The organism is Calothrix sp. CBUCES-K 9914, assembly GCF_059640475.1.
Window position 1 is genome coordinate 1 of record NZ_JBXXZH010000003.1, and the last position, 18,981, is coordinate 18,981.

General features: G+C 38.7%; 18 protein-coding genes. 4 read left to right on the top strand and 14 right to left on the bottom strand.

Features of this window, described 5'->3' with window-relative positions:
* The first annotated feature begins 240 nt into the window (after positions 1 to 240).
* Complete coding sequence (locus AC2JBO_RS00860; protein WP_496951724.1) at positions 241 to 900, top strand: cadmium resistance transporter; 660 nt, start codon at positions 241 to 243, stop codon at positions 898 to 900.
* Between the two features lie 221 nt (positions 901 to 1,121).
* Positions 1,122 to 1,775, top strand: a complete 654-nt coding sequence (locus tag AC2JBO_RS00865; protein ID WP_496951725.1) for a pentapeptide repeat-containing protein — start codon at positions 1,122 to 1,124, stop codon at positions 1,773 to 1,775.
* Between the two features lie 183 nt (positions 1,776 to 1,958).
* Here AC2JBO_RS00865 and metX read toward each other — a convergent pair whose 3' ends face one another.
* The 9 genes from metX to AC2JBO_RS00910 form a co-directional block, all read right to left on the bottom strand.
* The gene (metX, locus tag AC2JBO_RS00870; protein WP_496951726.1) at positions 1,959 to 3,023 is read right to left on the bottom strand and encodes a homoserine O-acetyltransferase MetX; all 1,065 of its coding nucleotides are present in this window, start codon (positions 3,021 to 3,023) and stop codon (positions 1,959 to 1,961) included.
* A gap of 3 nt (positions 3,024 to 3,026) precedes the next feature.
* Positions 3,027 to 4,319 carry an O-acetylhomoserine aminocarboxypropyltransferase/cysteine synthase family protein gene (locus AC2JBO_RS00875; RefSeq protein WP_496951727.1) on the bottom strand — a complete coding sequence of 431 codons (1,293 nt, stop codon included), beginning with the start codon at positions 4,317 to 4,319 and terminating at the stop codon, positions 3,027 to 3,029.
* 304 nt (positions 4,320 to 4,623) lie between these two features.
* A complete protein-coding gene (locus AC2JBO_RS00880) occupies positions 4,624 to 5,124 on the bottom strand; it encodes a sterol desaturase family protein (protein WP_496951728.1) in 501 nt (166 codons plus the stop codon).
* Positions 5,125 to 5,403: 279 nt separating this feature from the next.
* Complete coding sequence (pstB, locus tag AC2JBO_RS00885; protein ID WP_496951729.1) at positions 5,404 to 6,234, bottom strand: phosphate ABC transporter ATP-binding protein PstB; 831 nt, start codon at positions 6,232 to 6,234, stop codon at positions 5,404 to 5,406.
* A gap of 26 nt (positions 6,235 to 6,260) precedes the next feature.
* Positions 6,261 to 7,157, bottom strand: a complete 897-nt coding sequence (pstA, locus tag AC2JBO_RS00890) for a phosphate ABC transporter permease PstA (protein WP_496951730.1) — start codon at positions 7,155 to 7,157, stop codon at positions 6,261 to 6,263.
* 111 nt (positions 7,158 to 7,268) lie between these two features.
* Positions 7,269 to 8,207 (bottom strand): phosphate ABC transporter permease subunit PstC, encoded by a 939-nt coding sequence (pstC, locus tag AC2JBO_RS00895; RefSeq protein WP_496951731.1) that lies wholly within the window; start codon positions 8,205 to 8,207, stop codon positions 7,269 to 7,271.
* A 39-nt stretch (positions 8,208 to 8,246) separates the two neighbouring features.
* Positions 8,247 to 9,245 (bottom strand): PstS family phosphate ABC transporter substrate-binding protein, encoded by a 999-nt coding sequence (locus AC2JBO_RS00900; protein ID WP_496951732.1) that lies wholly within the window; start codon positions 9,243 to 9,245, stop codon positions 8,247 to 8,249.
* Positions 9,246 to 9,362: 117 nt separating this feature from the next.
* Positions 9,363 to 10,472, bottom strand: coding sequence for a sulfate ABC transporter substrate-binding protein (locus AC2JBO_RS00905; protein ID WP_496951733.1), 1,110 nt, complete (start codon positions 10,470 to 10,472; stop codon positions 9,363 to 9,365).
* A gap of 228 nt (positions 10,473 to 10,700) precedes the next feature.
* Positions 10,701 to 11,135: an RrF2 family transcriptional regulator gene (locus AC2JBO_RS00910; RefSeq protein WP_496951734.1), complete on the bottom strand. Its 435-nt coding sequence runs from the start codon at positions 11,133 to 11,135 to the stop codon at positions 10,701 to 10,703.
* Positions 11,136 to 11,478: 343 nt separating this feature from the next.
* Between AC2JBO_RS00910 and AC2JBO_RS00915 the strand changes: the two genes are divergently transcribed.
* The gene (locus AC2JBO_RS00915) at positions 11,479 to 12,753 is read left to right on the top strand and encodes a tetratricopeptide repeat protein (RefSeq protein WP_496951803.1); all 1,275 of its coding nucleotides are present in this window, start codon (positions 11,479 to 11,481) and stop codon (positions 12,751 to 12,753) included.
* On the opposite strand, the gene AC2JBO_RS00920 is transcribed toward AC2JBO_RS00915, so the two are convergent.
* A complete protein-coding gene (locus tag AC2JBO_RS00920) occupies positions 12,741 to 13,529 on the bottom strand; it encodes a phosphate/phosphite/phosphonate ABC transporter substrate-binding protein (RefSeq protein ID WP_496951735.1) in 789 nt (262 codons plus the stop codon). The genes AC2JBO_RS00915 and AC2JBO_RS00920 overlap by 13 nt on opposite strands.
* A 10-nt stretch (positions 13,530 to 13,539) precedes the next feature.
* Positions 13,540 to 13,788, bottom strand: coding sequence for a hypothetical protein (locus AC2JBO_RS00925; protein ID WP_496951736.1), 249 nt, complete (start codon positions 13,786 to 13,788; stop codon positions 13,540 to 13,542).
* A gap of 562 nt (positions 13,789 to 14,350) precedes the next feature.
* Here AC2JBO_RS00925 and AC2JBO_RS00930 point away from each other — a divergent pair.
* Complete coding sequence (locus AC2JBO_RS00930) at positions 14,351 to 14,758, top strand: VOC family protein (RefSeq protein ID WP_496951737.1); 408 nt, start codon at positions 14,351 to 14,353, stop codon at positions 14,756 to 14,758.
* Positions 14,759 to 14,837: 79 nt separating this feature from the next.
* Here AC2JBO_RS00930 and AC2JBO_RS00935 read toward each other — a convergent pair whose 3' ends face one another.
* From AC2JBO_RS00935 to AC2JBO_RS00945, 3 genes are all read right to left on the bottom strand, one after another.
* Positions 14,838 to 15,983, bottom strand: a complete 1,146-nt coding sequence (locus AC2JBO_RS00935; RefSeq protein WP_496951738.1) for a cystathionine gamma-synthase — start codon at positions 15,981 to 15,983, stop codon at positions 14,838 to 14,840.
* Positions 15,984 to 16,002: 19 nt separating this feature from the next.
* A complete protein-coding gene (locus AC2JBO_RS00940; protein ID WP_496951739.1) occupies positions 16,003 to 17,352 on the bottom strand; it encodes a cystathionine beta-synthase in 1,350 nt (449 codons plus the stop codon).
* A gap of 277 nt (positions 17,353 to 17,629) precedes the next feature.
* Entirely contained in the window at positions 17,630 to 18,646 is a 1,017-nt protein-coding gene (locus tag AC2JBO_RS00945; protein WP_496951740.1) for a sulfate/molybdate ABC transporter ATP-binding protein, read from the bottom strand.
* Positions 18,647 to 18,981: the final 335 nt, after the last annotated feature.

Here is an 18,981-nt window from a genome sequence, read left to right on the forward strand (position 1 = left end):
GAATCAAGCTACTGACGAGCGAGAACCCAACTCAATAAAGCAGTTAGCGCTTAAAAAATTATAGACATGTTATGACAAAAGGAAAAGTTTTTATGATTATTAACAAAAATCAATGCATCGTTAAAAATTGATAATAATGTTTCTTAACACACGAAGCAAAACTTCAAACCTAGACCTTGCTTCACTTCGATAAGCAAGAAAGAACCGGGGAAAACTATTAAATTATTGTGAGTAACAATCATGGATTGGCTATTAAGTACAGCACTTGTTGGGGCTTCTGCTGCGTTTGCAACCACTTTCGACGACAACGTATATTTGACGGCATTTTTTGGTAAAGTCAATCGTAATTTCCGTCCTAAACATATTGTTGTCGGTGAATTTCTTGGGTTTACTGCATTAGTTTTTGCTAGTCTACCTGGTTTCTTCGGTGGTTTATTGGTTCCAGAAATGTGGATTGGATTGCTTGGTTTCCTGCCAATCATCATTGGTATCACCAATTTAATGAGTCGAGAAGACGACGAAGCAATTCAAGATGTATCGCTTGAGATAACTCCTGACAAACCTCGGCGCCCAAACAAATCGCTATGGGCAACTCTCCGCGACCGTCAAACCTACCGTGTTTCCGCTGTCACCATAGCGAATGGAGGAAATAACATCGGAATCTACGTACCTTTGTTCGCTAGCAGCAATATCAATAGCTTAGGTGTAATCCTTGCAGTCTGTTACTTGACAGTAGGAGTTTGGTGTTTTCTTTCTTATCGTATGACTAATAATCCTTTGATGGCACCGCTTCTAGCTCGCTATGGTCGTAAAGTCTTTCCATTAGTACTGATATGGTTAGGATTCTCAATTATTATGAAGAGTGGAACCTATCGTCTTTTCCCTGGTTTTGGTGCATAAATTCCAGCACGTAAATATCTAAGTAAATATTGTACTAATAAAAACGTTCTGCTTTCTTGGTAATATCGCAGAACGTTTTTTAATGGGAATCTGGGCAGGATAGTTTCTATTTATTGATTTAACAAAAAATAATGTTTGTCATTATCAAGAATAAAGCCTACATTTAAATTGTGCCTTGAAGAACAGTGTTTAGTTAAGTGACTTATAACTAGGAGAGAGAAATGAAAACATCTATTTCAAAAAAATTAACAAACTGGATTTTAACAGCAGTATTTATAGTATTTCTAGCGGGAGTTTCTTTGTTTAACCAGCCTAGTGCAATGGCTGTAACTAAAAAATCTTTCGGACCGCCAGAACCTACACCTGCTCCAGTAGAAGCTCCAGTAGAAGTTCCTGTAACAACCCCCGTAGAAGTTCCTGTAACAACCCCCGTAGCACCTCAAATTGCGGCGCCTGTAAACCCCGTTCAAGCAAACGTAGCACGGCTATTACAAACCAATGAATGTGCCGGATGTAACTTAGCGGGAGCAGTACTAAAAGATGCAAACCTACAATTAGCAAACTTGAAAGGCGCCAATTTGATGGGAGCAAGCTTAGAAAGAGCTAACCTACAAGGAACAAACTTAGCAGGTGCAAACTTACAGGGAGTAGATTTAGGTAAAACGAACATCTCAGGAGCAAATTTAGAAAATGCCAACCTATTAGATGCAGATTTAGAAAAAGCGAACCTTCAAGGAACAAACCTAGCAGGTGCAAACCTCCAAAACGCTGACATGGAAAAGGTTAATCTAGTTGGCGCCAATATAGTGGGAGCTAACCTGCGAGGAGCAGATATTGAAGACGCAATTGTGCCCCCAGGAATGATGATTCAGTAAGTATCATAAATAAACTATAAAAACCCGGCTTCTTTAAAGATGTCGGGTTTTTATTTAGCAAATTGTGTAATGCGAACACCTATTAAAGCTAAAATCACATTTCGGACTCGATGTGATAGTACTTCTTTTAATTGATAGGGTCGAGGTGGTCATTTGACCGATGATTCGTACATGTATTCTATATTATAATCTTGCGTCAACAGGCGCCAATTCACGCCGAAAATTTACCACCAAGTCATTAAGTTCTGCCATATCAATTAAAAATGCATCGTGACCATGAAGTGATTTTATAATAGCGAACTTAGAGTTAGGTATAAATGCTGCAAGTTCTTGTTGTTCATGTGGTGGGTAAAGGATATCTGAATCAATTGCTATTACTATTGATTTTTTTATACTAAGTAACATATCGACGAAACAATCCCGACCTCTAGCAATATCATGACTATCCATCGCGCGGGTAAGAGTAATGTAAGTATTCGCGTCAAATCTTTGGATAAACTTTTGCCCTTGATGTTGCAAATAACTACTGATTGCAAATTCGTTTAAATCTTGTTTTCGTCCAAAACGATGTTCAAAGCTACCCCATGAACGATAAGTACTCATTGCCATCATCCTAGCTACAGCTAAACCTTGTGATGGTTGTTTATCTAAAGTATAATTACCCTGAAGCCAGTTAGGGTCAGCGTAAATAGCTTGTCGCTGTGCTTCACTTAAACCAATACACCAAGCAGAATGACGACCAGAAACTGCAATCGGTACAATTGCTTCAACCAAATTCGGATATAATAACGCCCATTCTAGTACTTGCATTCCTCCCAATGAACCACCAATCACCAACTTGATACGTTGGATTCCTAGAGCTTGTACTAAAACAGCTTGTAAATTCACCATATCGCGGATGGTAATTTGGGGAAAGCTGGCGCCATATATTCGATTTGTTTGAGGATTAATGCTTACAGACCCCGTTGTACCATAACAACTTCCTAAAACATTACTACAAACAATAAAATCAACCTCTGGGTCAAAAACTTTATTGGCGCCGAATAAAGGTTTCCACCAGTAGTCAGCATCTGCTCCCCCAGTCAGAGCATGACATATAAGTACAGCATTATCACCAGATGAATTTAATTTGCCCCAAGTCCGATAAGCAACCTCAACCAAGGGCAAAACTTTGCCACACTCTAAACTAAAAGGCTGAGGCAACTTGAAAAATTCGCTTTTAGGAGAAATAAACTCTTGATAATTCATACTTTACCGAAAAGCTTGCTCAAAATCCTCTTTAATGTCATCAATATGTTCCAACCCTACAGAAACCCTTACTAAGTCAGGGGTAACACCAGCAGAAACCTGTTCAATATCACTCAACTGTTGATGTGTTGTTGAAGCTGGATGAATAACTAATGTCTTCGCGTCACCCACATTTGCCAAATGACTCGCCAACTTAACGCTATTAATAAAAGCTTTACCAGTTTCCAATCCTCCCTTTATACCAAAATTAAGCACACATCCAAAACCATTTTTTAAATACTTCTTCGCGCGTTCATGGTAAGGATGGTCAGGTAGTCCCGGATAATTCACCCATTCAACATGTGGATGCCCAGACAACCATTGCGCCAATTCTAAAGCGTTCTTGGTATGACGTTCAACTCGTAGAGATAAAGTTTCCAATCCTTGTAATAGCAAGAAAGCATTAAAAGGACTCAAACACGGCCCCATATCCCGCAGTCCCTCTACTCTTGCCCGAATAATAAAAGCTATATTACCAAATGGGCTTTGTTGACCAAAAACTTCATAAAAATTCAAACCCTGATAACCAGGCGCCGGTTCTGTAAAAACTTTAAACTTACCATTACCCCAGTCAAACTTACCAGAGTCAACAATCACTCCTCCGATAGATGTGCCATGACCACCAATCCATTTTGTCGCAGACTGTACAACTATATCGGCGCCGTGTTCAATAGGACGAGCTAAATATCCACAACAACCAAAAGTATTATCAACAATCAAAGGAATCCCATTTTCATGAGCAATATGGGCAAGCGTGGCAAAATCAGGGATATTAAACTGAGGATTTCCAATAGTTTCTACATACAACGCCCTGGTACGTTCATCGATTGCTTTACGAAAATCTTCTGGATTATCTCCCTCTACAAATTTTACGTTAATTCCCAATCGAGGAAATGAAACTTTGAACTGGTTATAAGTGCCACCGTACAAAAAACTTGTAGAAACTATATTGTCACCTGAAGAAGCTAAATTACTAATCGCTAAAAACTGTGCTGCTTGTCCACTTGCTGTTGCTAGCGCGGCAACTCCCCCTTCCAGTGCTGCTACCCGCTTTTCAAACACATCAGTTGTCGGGTTCATGATGCGCGTGTAAATATTGCCGAACTCTTGCAACGCGAATAAACTGGCGCCGTGTTCTGCACTATCGAATGTATAAGAACTCGTTTGATATATCGGTACAGCGCGCGCGTTAGTTCCAGGGGCAGGCGCCTGTCCAGCATGAATTTGCAGCGTTTCAAAGCGATAGTCAGATGACATACGTAATTCCTAATATTGCTTATTTTAGACTTCAATCTACAGTAAGCCGATATAGTTACGTAATTTTACACTATATTATGTCAAAGGACAAATGGGGAAGTTTGTTCTATAGACTCTAATGAAGCAAGTGGTAGGCGAGTTAAGATTACCTTGATTATGCTCCCTTGCCCAACGCTCAAAGTCCGATAATGGTGGCTCTCGCACAATGCACGAAAATTGGTAAACTTGAAACGAGTAGTATTTAAGTAATTACTACTCGTTCACAAATATATTATCACAAAGGTTTTAATAGGTAAGCGTGCAATTAAATTCGTGAGTAGCGCAGATGAAGTCTTAGTAAGCGTAGCCAAAACAGCCAAGCTTTTGCTGGTTTTTCAAAGCATGAGAAGATGTCCCCGTAACCGATGCTGGTTTTTTGATGATGCAACCAGTGTCTTTCTGGAGTGGTAATAAACAAAAACTGACATACTATATCTAACCATTTTGGTGTTTGCCAACCCAGAGCGCTTGTATGTCTCCACCATACGTGTAACTGACCCAAAAGTAACCCGCTAATAACCCCAATAGGTGAAAATTGCCATAAAACTACCGCTACTATAATGTAGGGAATGGCGCCTAAAACACCATCTAAAAGAACATCGAAATTCAACGCCAAAACTGCGTAGTGGCGGAAGTCTTTTTTCGCTGAGTGGTGCGTTTTCAAATGTAAGCTACCGAAAACATGCTCAGGTATATGATACAAAAATGTTGAGAGGAAGTCGCCAATAAACAGCAGTAGCCAAGCCAAAACAATAGCCTCTAGCATTTTAACTCCCGTTGTGGTAATGATTTTCACACATAACTCAAATCGATTGTGTGTATACACCTAAATATCGATAAACTTATAGTATTTTACGATGTTTAGGCAATAATTTTTTGATTAAGGCGATACAACCAAGGATAATTTAGTAAAGCGTATGACATCAAAGCGATAATTCTTTGATTAGCATGATACAAATAAAAAAATTCCCAATTTCTTCAGTAAATCGGGAATCTGAGTGTTATTGATAGATATCTTTAACTAAATATCTTTAGCTAAATATCTTTAACCGAAACGACCGCTAATATACTCTGCTGCTTCTGGGGTTTTCGGCGCCTCAAAAATTTGTTTAGTCGGACTAAATTCAACTAGTCTACCGTAGCGTTTACCGTTTCTGTCGGTTTCAGTGTTAAAGAATGCTGTTTGGTCTGCGACCCTTGAAGCTTGTTGCATGTTGTGTGTCACCATAATAATGGTGTAATGCTCTTTGAGTTCTAAGCAAAGTTCTTCAACCTGACGAGTAGAAATTGGGTCGAGAGCAGAGCAAGGTTCATCCATTAATAGTACGTCTGGTTTCATAGCTATCGCACGCGCGATACATAGTCTTTGTTGTTGTCCACCAGATAATGCTGTACCTTTGGATTTTAATTTATCCTTAACTTCATTCCAAATTGCCGCGCGTTTGAGAGAAGTTTCTACAAGTTCATCAAGGTTGCCTTTATAACCGTTTGAACGGGGACCAAAAGTAATATTTTCATATATGGACTTGGGGAAAGGATTGGGTCTTTGAAATACCATCCCTACTTGGCGCCGTAATTTGACGGAGTTAATGTTAGGGTCATAGATATTACGGCTACGGTAGTTGAGTTTACCTTCAACTTTGGCGCCTGGGATTAAATCATTCATTCGATTGAAGCAGCGTAGCAGAGTGCTTTTGCCACAACCCGAAGGTCCAATAAAAGCAATAATTTGCTTATCGGGAATTTCCATGTAAACATCTTGAAGCGCTAGAAAACCGTTATAAAAGACTTTAACCGCTTCCAGATTGAATACACGAGTATCATATTCACTAAGAGCCGTGTTACCTTGTGTGCTTCTACCGTTACTGTTAGTCATTTTTTTTATCTCCTGTTGTTGATTATTTAATTTAATGTGAAGCGTTGACGGACATAAATTGCAATTGCGTTCAAGGCTAAGATTAAGAGAATTAAGGTGATGATAGTGGCTGCAGCGGCATTACCAAAACCTGGTTCAGGACGGGTAATATAGCTGAATACCTGGATAGGTAACGCCATAAATCTTTGAAATAAACCTGGGTCAAAGGTGAGAAAACTTACGGCGCCAACTACAAGCAAGCAAGCTGCATCACCTATCGCGCGAGATACTGAAATAATTACCCCTGTGAGAATACCTGGAATTGCATAAGGTAAAACATGACTACGAATGGTTTGCCATTTGGTTACACCCAACCCGTAAGAGGCATTTCTCAGCGAATCCGGAACTGAGCGTATTGCTTCTCTGGCTGTCACAATGATTACTGGTAAAGATAGCAAAGAAAGAGTTAAGGCACCAGAAATTAAGCTTGGTCCAAATCCTAAAAGGTAATTAAAAACACCTAATCCAAGCAACCCGTAGACTATAGAAGGTACCCCAGCTAAATTACCGATATTAATTTCAATAAGCGATGTCCACCAAGTTTTTGGTGCGTATTCTTCCAGGTATAAAGCCGCTCCTATACCGATAGGTACTGCAGTTAAAATTACAATCACTCCTAAAAGGACACTACCTATAATTGCTGGACGTATACCACCATCTTCGGGAAAACGTGAAGGTGTTTCGGTTATAAATCCTGGTGTGAGAAATCTACCTAAACCATCTTTTGATATATCAAACACCAACAAAACTAGAACAAATAAACCAATAAGCAAACCTAATAAAAAAAGATATTCAAATACTTTTCCTATAGTTTCTCTTTTTTCGATATTGTCGGTAAACTCTGCTTCCGAATTAGGATTATCTCGCCTGTATGTAGTAGTCATAGTGCTAAGTGCTGAGTGCTAAGTGCTGAGTGCTGAGTGCTGAGTGCTAAGTGCTGAGTGCTGAGTGCTAAGTGCTGAGTGCTGAGTGCTGAGTGCTGAGTAATTGAATAATTAATCGTATTTTTCTTTGAACCTACGAGAAATCCAGTAACTAACTATATTAAGAATCAAGGTTAGGATAAATAAAACGGCACCTACTGCGTATAAAGTTTTGAAATTTAAACTTCCGCGCGGACTGTCTCCACCAGAAATTTGCGCCATGTAAGCTGTCATGGTTCCTACTGATTCCATTAAGTTAACTGTTAATCTCGGCTGTTGTCCAGCAGCAATCACAACAGTCATTGTTTCACCAACCGCGCGCGAAATTCCCAGAATAATTGAAGCGGTTATCCCTGAAAGTGCTGCGGGTAAAACAACTTTGAATATTGATTCCAGTTTTGTAATACCTAAAGCGTAGGCGCCTTCGCGTAAAGAACGAGGAACTGCTTTAATGGCATCTAAGCTGATTGAACCCACAGTTGGAGTAATCATAATTCCCATCATTATACCCGCGCTTAAAGCATTAAAAATTTCCAAGGGCAAAAAATTTCTTAGGAATGGTGTCACGAATAACAGCGCAAAGTAACCGTAAACAACTGTCGGTATCCCTGCCAGAAGTTCTACGGCAGGACGTAAAATTGTTGCAACCGTTGGCGGAGCATATTCGCTTAGATAAATCGCAGAAGATAAACCAAGAGGAATTGCCACTGTCATTGCTACTAAAGTAGTTAAAAAAGTACCACAAATTAAAGGCCAAACACCAAAATGTCGTTCTGCAAATAGAGGTGTCCATTTTGTGTCCAAGAAGAATTGGGCAAAACTTACTTCTTGGAAAAACTGAAATGTTACCTGAAAGATAATAAATATTATCCCAAAGGTAGTAAATACAGAAATCAATGCACAGCAAAATAAAACTGCGGCTATAACTTTTTCTTGTATATCCTCAGATGCTTTTTTTTCGAGTGATTCTGTTGATATTTGATTGAAGTCGTCTTGATAAGTGCCTTGCATAATACAATTTTTGATTTTTGATTTTTGATTTTTGATTATTTATATGAAGTTTGTAATTGGTTCACCTGGTTTTGCCTTTTTGAATTTTGTGCCTGTTTCACCTGTTTGAAACTTTTGTTTTGTTTTGGTATAAGCTTCATCAGGTAGCGCTACATAACCAACGCTATCTACCCATTTCCAAGAGTTGTCTAGATAAAAGCTAACAAACTCTTTTACTGATGGTTTGGAATCTAACGATTTTTTACTGACGTAGATAAACAGTGGACGTGATAAAGGTGTGTAGACATTCTTTATTACATTATCGACCGGGATAGGTTTTTCACATTTACCTTTAGGACTTTCAACCGCGACTAAATTTAATCTGTCTTGGTTTTGAATATAGTAAGAAATACCTACATACCCTAAAGAATACTTATCTCCTGCGACCCCTTGGACTAGAGTATTTTGGTTGTGACTAGGAGTATAGTCTGTGCGGCTGTTTTTGGCTTTACCTGTAACCGCTTGAGTAAAATAGTCAAATGTTCCTGTGTCTGAAGCAGGAGCATACAACTTTATTCTTCCATTTGGGAATTTGGGATTGACTTGATTCCAAGTTAAGATTTTTCCATCTGATTTAGCTTTCCAAATTGTACTCAATTCTTTGATAGTCAAGCATTTGGCAAAGTCATTTTCGCGATTGGCTATTACGGCAATTCCGTCTAATGCAATTGGTAACTCGACAAATTCAATACCTTTTGATTTACATTTTTTTATTTCCTCGTCTTTTATAGTACGTGAGGCACCAACAATATCAATTTCTCCGGCGCAAAATTTACTGATACCTCCACCTGTTCCACTAGATGCAACGCTAACTACAGCATTTTCGTTTTCTCTGTGGTATTCTTCTGCTACAGCCAAAGATATAGGAAATCCTACGGCGGCGCCATCTATACTGACTTGCGACTGGTTTTGATTGCTGCTACAAGCTATTAAGTTTTGGCTTAGTAATATTAGAGATGTAATGAAGAAGTTTTTCTTTAGTTGGTTGAGTCGTGGCATAAGATTTTATAAGGTTCCAAATTTATTTGTGAAACAAGATTTTTATTTAATGAACCACAAAGGACACAAAGGGCACAAAGGAAGAGGAGGAAGAGAAGGAGGGATTAGAGAATAGGTTTAAGCTTTGCTTTTTGCTTGAATCTGATCAAATATTGCTCCTTGTGCAAAGAAGTTTTTTTGGATAGTGTCCCATCCACCTAAATCTTGAGCAGTGAATAAAGTCTCGACTTTGGGAAACTGCGATGTTACTTCTTGGCTGATTAGAGGGTTGACGGAACGATAACCGAGTTTAGAAAATTCGCGCTGTGCTTCCTCTGAGTACAAGTAATCAACGAATGCTTGTGCTACTTCTTTTGTACGGTGCTTTTCAACGTTTTTATCAACGATGACAACGGGGTTATCTATAGATATGTTTAATTGAGGTATTGTAAACGGCAACTTCTGATTGTTTTGTCCAGCCAGAGTTACTTCGTTTTCATAACTTACCAAAACGTCTCCCTCACCCTTCTGGAAGAACAAGTCACTTGCTTCACGAGCATCTTTCGTTAAACCAGAAGTATTTCTATACGCTCTTGTCACAAAGTCGAGTGCTTTTGCTTCATCACCACCTGCTTGAGTCACAGAACCCCACAACCCCAAAAACTCCCACATAGCAATTCCAGAAGTTCTTGGGTTTGCTGCTATCAACTTCACACCGTCTTTTGCTAAGTCTTCCCAAGAGTTGATACCTTTAGGATTTCCTTCGCGCGTCACAATTGCTGCTACTGACCTTGTGACAATACCATTACGAGGCGCCCTTGTTTCCCAACCTTTTTTTATCAAACCTGCCTGCTGAATTTTATTTACATCCAAAGGAAGCGCTAGGTGGACAATATCAGCTTCTTTCGACCCGTCGATAACAGCAGCAGCTTGGGCGCCACTTCCACCGTAGCTAGTCTCAAAAGTCACGTTTTGATTATGCTCTTTCTTCCACTTTTCAACAAACTTCGGAATGATTTGGTCGTGAGCAGCCTGAGTTACTGAAAACGACACTAGTTTCAATTTGACATCGGCACTACTTACTGAACTACTTCCACAAGCAGCTAATGCGATGCTCAAGACCGCACTAACTCCAAACAACGCAACAAAACTTAAAAACTGCCTTCTTGGTAGGCACCTTCCGTTCCAACGTCTTGTTACGGCATCAATTATTTGTTTAATAAGCGTAAAATTCTTTGACTTACCCATAGTAGCCCTGTAGATAATACTTATAGTAACTTGTCAAACAGCTACATCTTTACCAATATACCGTAGATTAAAGTATCATAAAGGTATTTAGTACATAAAGCAAGAGTTGCGTCTATACTTAATTTTTTGTAACAGACGCAACTCTTAATTATTATTTATTCACAATTTACTCAGTCAATATGAAAATTGATTTGTCTATAGCTAATGAAAAAAGAGGAATGTTACATGTTAGATATAATACATCAGCGTAGTCGGCGATTTGTCTTGTAAGTCACAAAGGTCTTGCAGTGTGTAGTCTTGCAAAACCGAGTAAAGCGCCTGCTGTCCTTCTTTCCACACATGTTTGATTACACCCGATGCAGTAGCACGGTTAAAATTCGTATCCTCCGGCAAAGTAATATCTATTCCTTCGATGCATTTAAGTGCATCTAAAACTGTTGTCTGTCGGGGATCTTTTGCCAAAACATAGCCACCCCTAACTCCGCGCGTACTTTTAATTAGTCCTCCACGTCTCAAGCTTGCCAACAACTGCTCTAAATACCGTTTAGGTATATCTTGAGCATCCGCAATCTGTTGAATTTGTAAAGACTCGCCGCTATCGTAGCAACTAGCCAGTTCAAATAGGGCTAAAAGCGCATACTCTGATTTGCTCGATAGCTCCATAAGCGAATGTGTATAATTTAATACCTATGCTAGCAAGATTTTGCTACCTCACATAGAGGTGAGAAAACTCAACCTTAAACTAACTGGCTGATTATACGATATAAGCTCTATTTCATAAAATCAAATGTTTTTGTTTGTTCTTTTAATCAATTTTATTTATTAGTATTAACTTATACAGATAAACTTAATCTTACCGCCCGCAACCAATAGTTGCAATTTTTGGATTATCTGTGACATACTCATAAAAGTAATGTACTGTAAGTCGGTCGATTTACAGTACATTATGCGATTAGGTTTTTGGCTTGGTGTAAGTTATTGGAAATTTAGTTATCAGGGAATAGAAATGTTAAAAGATGCTCAAGGACTTGAGATTTCAAGCGATTCACATGAAGCTGTTAGTGCAGTTGATAGTTTTACTTATCAAGCTCTTAGTTATGGTAAAGAAGCTCTGAATGTAATTGAGCAAGGAATTACAGCAGACCCAACCTGCGCGATACTTCACGCTTATGCAGCTGCCCATTTTCTTTCACAAGAGAATGAGCAAGCAAAAAAACAAGCTATTTCTCATTTGCGAATAGCTACCAAGTATTCAACCAAAATAACCGAACGAGAAAAGCTTTATATACAGGCAATTTCGGCTTGGGCAAATAAAAAAATTGATATTGCAATTGCATTACACGAAACAATTACAGAAAAATACCCGCGCGACTTGGTGTCAGTTCAGCAGGGACAGTATCACTACTTCTACTTGGGTGGTAAAGAAAAATTATTAAATATAGCTCAAAAAGTCTTACCTCAGAATGAAGACAATCATTTCTTGTATGGAATGGTAGCGTTTGGTCTGGAACAGTGTCATCAGCTAGAGCAAGCGGAAGCAATGGGTAAAATGGCGACTTATTATAATCGTTATGACCCTTGGGCACATCACGCAGTTGCTCATGTGATGGAAACTCAAGCAAGAATAGATGAAGGAATTGCTTGGATGGAGAGTCTGGCTGATACCTGGGCTAGTTGTAACTCAATGCTATATACCCATAATTGGTGGCATATTGCACTTTATTATATTGAGCGTGGTGATAACCGAAAAGTACTAGAGTTATACGATACTCATATTTGGGGTTGCGCGCGAAAAGATTCACCCAAAGACCAAGTAGGAGCAATATCACTCTTATTACGATTAGAACTACGCGGAGTAGACGTAAGTCAATATTGGCAGTCCTTAGCTGTTTATCTTTTACCTCGTCTGCACGAACACGCATTACCTTTTCAAGACTTGCATTATATCTATGCTTTATCAAGAGCAGGATATACAGATTGGGCGAACGAGATGCGTTTGAGTATGCACGAACATGCTATGTCATTAACACCTTGCCAGAGGCGCCAGTGGTTAGAAGTTGCGATACCAACAGCTAGAGGATTAGTTGCTTATGCCAACGGTGAGTATTTAAATGCGTTTATTAACCTTAAACCAGTGTTACCTCGTCTACATGAAATTGGTGGAAGTCATGTTCAACGAGCATTATTCGAGCATGTTTATCGTGATTCGATATACCGTGTGCGAAATATAGAAACGCGGTATACACCTAATAAAAAATCACGTAATTATTATGTCGCTTGATACATTTGTCCGAGTATTTGATAATCTTCTAATTCGACTGCTGCAAAATACTTGACACCATATTTCTCCATTGCTGCTTGTAATTCTGTATCTGGATGAAGTAGTGCTGACCGTATTTGCTCAACCAAAGATTTATTTAAATGTTGTGAATAAGCAAAAGGAGGCGCCGGAGATGGTCCGAGTGCCTCTATAACACGCAGTTGCTTTAATAATTCTAGAAAATTATGTTGTTCTTGTTCTAATACCACACTATCTATAGCAGCACAGTCAGCAATGCCATCAACTACCCAACGAATCGAATTTTGGTGTGAACCTGATTGTATTGTCTTACTAAAAAAATTTTCCAAATATCCGCTTTGAATCAATCTATACCGTAGTAAATTATACCCACTGTTCGAGCCAAGGTCATTATAACAAAAGATTTTACCTCCCAAATCCTCAAATTTGATTACATGACTACGGGCATTAACAATCACATCTGAGTAGTAGATTGGACGGTTTTGATAACGCGCAGAAATCATTACTGGCGCCACCAACGGTTTTAATTGTGGCACCAGTTGCCAACGTCGAATCAAAGGTAAACCACAAATAAATGCTAAGTCGAGTTGGTCTTGCAATAATAGAGGGTCTTCCAAAGGGTCATACTCACCTTGGTGAAGTTGAGTCTCAACACCCAATACTCGACTTAGATAAACCACAACCGCTTGATAAAAACCAAACCAATTAGGCGCCAGATAGGAAACTACCTTCAGATTCTTAAAATTCTTGTTACTCACTTCAATCACTCTAGTTACTGGCCTTCTCACTCTTTACAACAGATAGTATATTGCGACTCACCCAATGAACATACAAAAAAATTAAACTCCCTATAGTCAACAGCATCACTTTGAAAACTATCCCGTAAGCATGAAGGTGCCACTGTATTCGCTGCACTAACGCTGTTAGCTGCAATTTCAACTGTGACAATACCTTTGTACCTTGTGTATTGATATTAATCGCTAACGATGTTGCTGTGCTTTGATTTGCTACTGTCATCTTGTTCACTCCTTGTAAATAATTTCCTTAATTACATTAAATCGATAGACTTACTGTAGTTAATTCTAGCATCGCATAACATAGCGCCAGACACAAGACTTAAAATACACTTTGTCTATCGATATTTAGATATATGCATTCAATGTGCGGGAAGAATTAATCCCCAGTTAAATTATCGGAATAACGTATTTTACAAAATCTTACATAGTCAGCTTTAGGTAGTAATTCTGTAGCATCCAACTTAAAAACCTATCTGAGCTTGACTTTGAGGAGAAATCAGAGCAGTTATAAATTCAAAACAAGACCACATATTTACTATCTGAAGTGCTTAAAATTGCTAGCTTTAAACTTAAAAACACATAAAACTACGGTTTCCCTACCTTGTTATCGTATTATAAGATTAATTACAAGCTAGAAAGTGACTTACCTCGGTCTTAAGACTCACTGCAATTTCTGACAAGTCTCCCTTCTGACCTCACGTCTTGTATTTACTATTTAAGTAAATACAGGACGTGATTCCCCTTATTTTATCTTACTCTTCATACTTTGGATATAATAAATTATGCAGTTACAAGAAGCTATTACACCTAATTCGCACTTTACCCGTCCGACAGTGGCAATTGGTCATGTCCAACTATTGGTAAGCGATGTTTCAACAGCTATAGATTTTTTCAGAAAGTTAGGTCTGCGGTATATTCATCAATCGGAAGATATTGCGATATTAGAACTGAGAGGTGGAACTCACTTGATATTGAAGCAAACAAAGAGATATATTATGACTGCTGGCACAAAGGCCCCATTTGATTTGATGGTAGATAATATTGTGGCGGTCAGAAACGCTTGCATTAGTACTAATCTGTTTCCTTCTCCAATTGAAAAAGATCAAGTCCACAGTTGGTTTATTATCAGTGGACCTGATGGCTATCTATTTACAATTATTTCATCCCATACTAATGGGAGAATCGTTTAAAGAGTGCTGAGTGCTGAGTAAAGTTAGAAGTGAGTAATTCATAACTTATTACTCAGCACTCAGCACTTTCTACTCAGCACTAAATTAAGGCTTTTTCTAAATCTGCTTGTAAATCAAGTTTATGTTCGATACCTACAGATAAACGTACCAAGTTATCTTTTATTCCCCGTTTCAAACGTTCGGCTTCTGGAATGGCGCCATGAGTCATTTTAACGGGGTAGCATACTAAAGATTCGACGCCGCCTAAACTTTCTGCGAGTAAGAATAATTTGATGCGCGAGACAAATTTTTCAACCGTTGCAAAACCACCTTTTAATTCTAAGCTTATCATGCCTCCAAAACCAGACATTTGAGTTTTTGCAAGTTGGTGTTGTTGATGACTTGGTAAACCTGGATAGTAAATCCGTTCGATTTGGGGATTGTCTTGTAAAAAATTGGCTAGATACAAAGCATTTGCTTCATGTTCACGCATTCGCACTCCTAGAGTTTTAATTCCTCGTAGTACTAAATAACTATCAAAAGGACTAGGAACGGCGCCGATAGCATTTTGATAAAATTTTAGTTGGTTATATATTTCTTCGTTCGAGGTGATAACAGCACCACCAATAACATCGCTATGTCCTCCTAAATATTTAGTTGTGCTGTGAACTACAATATCGGCGCCTAATTCCAAAGGTCTTTGGAAATAAGGACTAGCAAAGGTATTATCAACTACGAAGATAAGATTATTTTGACGCGCGATTTCAGCTAGAGATGCAATATCAAGAATTTTTAACAATGGATTTGTGGGTGTTTCAATCCAAATTAATTTTGTATTAGGTTGAATTGCATTTTGAAAACTAGAGTTAACATCTTCTACATTAATATCTACATAGGTGGTCGTCACACCCCAGTTTCTAACGACTTTTTCCAGTAATCTATATGTACCGCCATATAAGTCATCAACTGCGACGATGTGGTCGCCATTTTTGAGTAAACTAAGTACGGTAGTAGTAGCAGCTAACCCTGAAGCAAACGCTAAACCAAATTTACCAGATTCTATCGAAGCAAGCGCTTGTTCTAAAGCTGTACGTGTTGGGTTCCCCGTGCGAGAGTATTCATATCCTTTGTGCTTACCAATTGCTTCTTGTTGATATGTTGAAGTTAAATATATAGGTACGTTTACTGCACCTGTTTGTGAATCCGGTTCTTGTCCGTCATGAATTGCTCTTGTTTCAAAATGCATTGCTTTACCCTATGATATGCTAATTTTGACTAATCCAATATTTGATTAAATCTGCTCTGGTAATAAGTCCAACAGGCGCCTCGTCTCGCTCTATAATAATACCTGTTGTTCCTGAGAGTAATAAACGATAAGCTTCAGAAATATCTATATTTTGGTCTAATATTGGCAATGGTTTACCCATGACTGCCAATACTTCCTGATTTGTAAAATTAATTCCTTCGTGTAGTAACTTCATTAAAGCTGCTTCATTCAAGTTTCCTACCACTTTGTGATTGTCTATAACTGGTATTTGGGAGATATTAAGCTTTTGTAATAAATTAGTTGCTTGGCTTAAAGTGTCATAAGGACTTACAGAAATAAGCGATGGAAAATCTTTTTGTAATAAAATTTCACCAACTTTAATTGATTTAACTGTTTTTCCTTCCCAGAAACCGTTTTCTTGCATCCAAACATCAGAATAAATTTTGTTTATGTAATTTCTACCTGTATCTGGTAACAAAACGACGATGTACTTCGGTTCTGTCAGTCTTGCTGCGTATTTTAATGCTGCTGCTACTGCTGTACCGCAGGAACCTCCAACTAATAAACCTTCTTCTCTCGCTAATCTTCTTGCTGTGTTAAATGATTCTTTATCGCTAACGCGAACCATTTCATCAACTAACTGACGGTTGAAGGTTTTGGGAATAAAATCCTCACCGATACCTTCTACTTTATAAGCTTTGGGTGAATCACCTGATAAAATTGAGCCTTCAGGGTCGGCGCCTACAATTACTATATTCGGATTTTGCTCTTTGAGATACTTGGCTACACCAGATATAGTTCCCCCAGTTCCCATTCCTGCAACAAACACATCTATCTTACCTTGGCTTGATGTCCAAATTTCTGGTGCCGTTGTTAAATAATGTGCTAACGGATTATTTGCATTTTCAAATTGATTAGGACGAAAGGCGCCTGGTATTTCTTTTGCTAATCTTTCAGCTACACCATTATAACTTTCTGGTGAGTCTGGAGGTACATTCGTTGGGGTAATCACAACTTCGGCGCCGTAAGCTTTAAGTAAGTTGATTTTCTCTTGACTCATCTTATCAGGCAGTACAAAAATACAGCGATATTTTTTAACTGCACTAATCAAAGCTAGACCAACACCTGTATTACCAGCAGTTGCTTCAATAATAGTACCTCCAGGCTTTAAGGTGCCTTCTCTTTCTGCTGCTTCAATCATTGCCAGTGCAATTCTATCTTTTGTACTACCACCAGGATTAAGAAATTCTGCTTTGATATAAACAGGAGATAAAATATCTTGGGTAATTTTATTAAGCTTGATTAGCGGAGTTCTACCAATCGCTTCAAGAATATTGTTGTAGGTCATACTGTAATGCCTCCATCTTAAAACTACGGTATGTTGCTCGAAAAACCGTAGTAATTATAAGTATGGCATATATTTTCTGGCTTGTAGGCGCCGACAGATGAGTATTTTTACTTGTTCTAAGTAAAAAATAGGAGCATCCCTGTAAACCGCATTAACAGCGAAGTAGGGAAGCTCCTAATAAATGTAACCCGGGTTTAGATTGCAATGAAAGCGATAAAGGTGCGTGACACTACAAATCACTGCGCTTCGTTTTAGAATTTTAGTGGTGTCACGCACCCTACGCTGCATATCCTACAGGAAAAGCTTTTGCATCTTTAGGCTTAACAAATACCTTTTGCTGCTGTTGTAAATCCAACTTGTCATACTGTTCGCGCGTAATTGTTGCTGTTACAGTATGTCCATCATCAAACGTCAATTCTGCGATAATTTCCCAACCTAAGTGAATTAGGCGGCTGACTAAAGCAGGTACGCTGCCTTCAATTTTATTTGTTCCTATTATGACATCATGAGGTCGTACAAATGCATTCTGCGCTCCGTTGTCAAATCCAAAGTTTCTTACTAAGTGCGAATTTATAGGTACAACATTCACTGGTCCAATAAAGCTCATTACAAAAGGAGTTGCTGGATTATCGTAAACATCCGCAGGTGAGCCAGATTGCTCGATTATACCTTTGTTCATCACAACAATTTCATCTGAAACTTCCATCGCTTCTTCTTGGTCATGGGTAACAAACACCGTCGTGATTTGAACTTGCTCGATCAAATTACGTAACCAATTTCGCAGGTCTTTCCGTACTTTTGCATCCAACGCACCAAAAGGTTCATCAAGTAGTAACACTTTGGGTTGCACGGCCATCGCGCGCGCTAATGCAACTCGCTGTCTTTGACCTCCAGACAGTTGTGATGGATAACGGTTTCCTAAACCTGATAGCTGTACTAGTTCCAACAACTCATCAGCTCGTTTAGTAGCTAGCTGTTTACTAACTTTACGAATATCTAGTCCAAACGCGATGTTCTCTCTGACAGTCAAATGCTTAAACAAAGCATAGTGCTGGAACATAAAACCGATATTGCGCTGTTGTACGGTTTGATGGGTTGCATCTTGACCTGCAATATAAATATGACCTGAGTCAGGTGGTTCCAATCCCGCAATTGCACGGAGTAAGGTGGACTTCCCTGAACCAGAAGGACCCAACAAAGCAACTAGTGAACCAGTCTTTACTTCCAGATTTATATCATTCAGAGCAACAAAACTACCAAACTGTTTGTTTACGCCTTCGACTCTAATCCCCATTACTCGTGGACTCCTTTGTAAAAATTAAATGCTCACAACCTACTTATACTCTCATAATCACCTACAAATCGGTAGGTAATTTGTAGAATTTGTTACTAATATACTCTTTTTTCTGAAATTTTTTTAGAAGAACCCTGTATTATTTATTAATCTACTATATTTTTACCGACATTGAGTAGTTATATGGTATAATTGTAAGTGTAATTCCAGTACCCAATAGAGTTAAGACGGCAGCAATTGGCACATAAAGAACGTAGGGTGCGTAACGCTACCAAAGATGGAGAGCGTAGTTACAAGACCTGTAGCGTCACGCACCAGTTCTCATTGTAACTTTA

Bases quoted from the DNA above. Each gene is read 5' to 3' on its own strand.
- AC2JBO_RS00860 (WP_496951724.1), top strand. From the start codon at position 241: ATGGATTGGCTATTAAGTACAGCACTTGTTGGGGCTTCTGCTGCGTTT.
- AC2JBO_RS00865 (WP_496951725.1), top strand. From the start codon at position 1,122: ATGAAAACATCTATTTCAAAAAAATTAACAAACTGGATTTTAACAGCA.
- metX (WP_496951726.1), bottom strand. From the start codon at position 3,023: ATGAATTATCAAGAGTTTATTTCTCCTAAAAGCGAATTTTTCAAGTTG.
- AC2JBO_RS00875 (WP_496951727.1), bottom strand. From the start codon at position 4,319: ATGTCATCTGACTATCGCTTTGAAACGCTGCAAATTCATGCTGGACAG.
- AC2JBO_RS00880 (WP_496951728.1), bottom strand. From the start codon at position 5,124: ATGCTAGAGGCTATTGTTTTGGCTTGGCTACTGCTGTTTATTGGCGAC.
- pstB (WP_496951729.1), bottom strand. From the start codon at position 6,234: ATGACTAACAGTAACGGTAGAAGCACACAAGGTAACACGGCTCTTAGT.
- pstA (WP_496951730.1), bottom strand. From the start codon at position 7,157: ATGACTACTACATACAGGCGAGATAATCCTAATTCGGAAGCAGAGTTT.
- pstC (WP_496951731.1), bottom strand. From the start codon at position 8,207: ATGCAAGGCACTTATCAAGACGACTTCAATCAAATATCAACAGAATCA.
- AC2JBO_RS00900 (WP_496951732.1), bottom strand. From the start codon at position 9,245: ATGCCACGACTCAACCAACTAAAGAAAAACTTCTTCATTACATCTCTA.
- AC2JBO_RS00905 (WP_496951733.1), bottom strand. From the start codon at position 10,472: ATGGGTAAGTCAAAGAATTTTACGCTTATTAAACAAATAATTGATGCC.
- AC2JBO_RS00910 (WP_496951734.1), bottom strand. From the start codon at position 11,135: ATGGAGCTATCGAGCAAATCAGAGTATGCGCTTTTAGCCCTATTTGAA.
- AC2JBO_RS00915 (WP_496951803.1), top strand. From the start codon at position 11,479: ATGTTAAAAGATGCTCAAGGACTTGAGATTTCAAGCGATTCACATGAA.
- AC2JBO_RS00925 (WP_496951736.1), bottom strand. From the start codon at position 13,788: ATGACAGTAGCAAATCAAAGCACAGCAACATCGTTAGCGATTAATATC.
- AC2JBO_RS00930 (WP_496951737.1), top strand. From the start codon at position 14,351: ATGCAGTTACAAGAAGCTATTACACCTAATTCGCACTTTACCCGTCCG.
- AC2JBO_RS00935 (WP_496951738.1), bottom strand. From the start codon at position 15,983: ATGCATTTTGAAACAAGAGCAATTCATGACGGACAAGAACCGGATTCA.
- AC2JBO_RS00940 (WP_496951739.1), bottom strand. From the start codon at position 17,352: ATGACCTACAACAATATTCTTGAAGCGATTGGTAGAACTCCGCTAATC.
- AC2JBO_RS00945 (WP_496951740.1), bottom strand. From the start codon at position 18,646: ATGGGGATTAGAGTCGAAGGCGTAAACAAACAGTTTGGTAGTTTTGTT.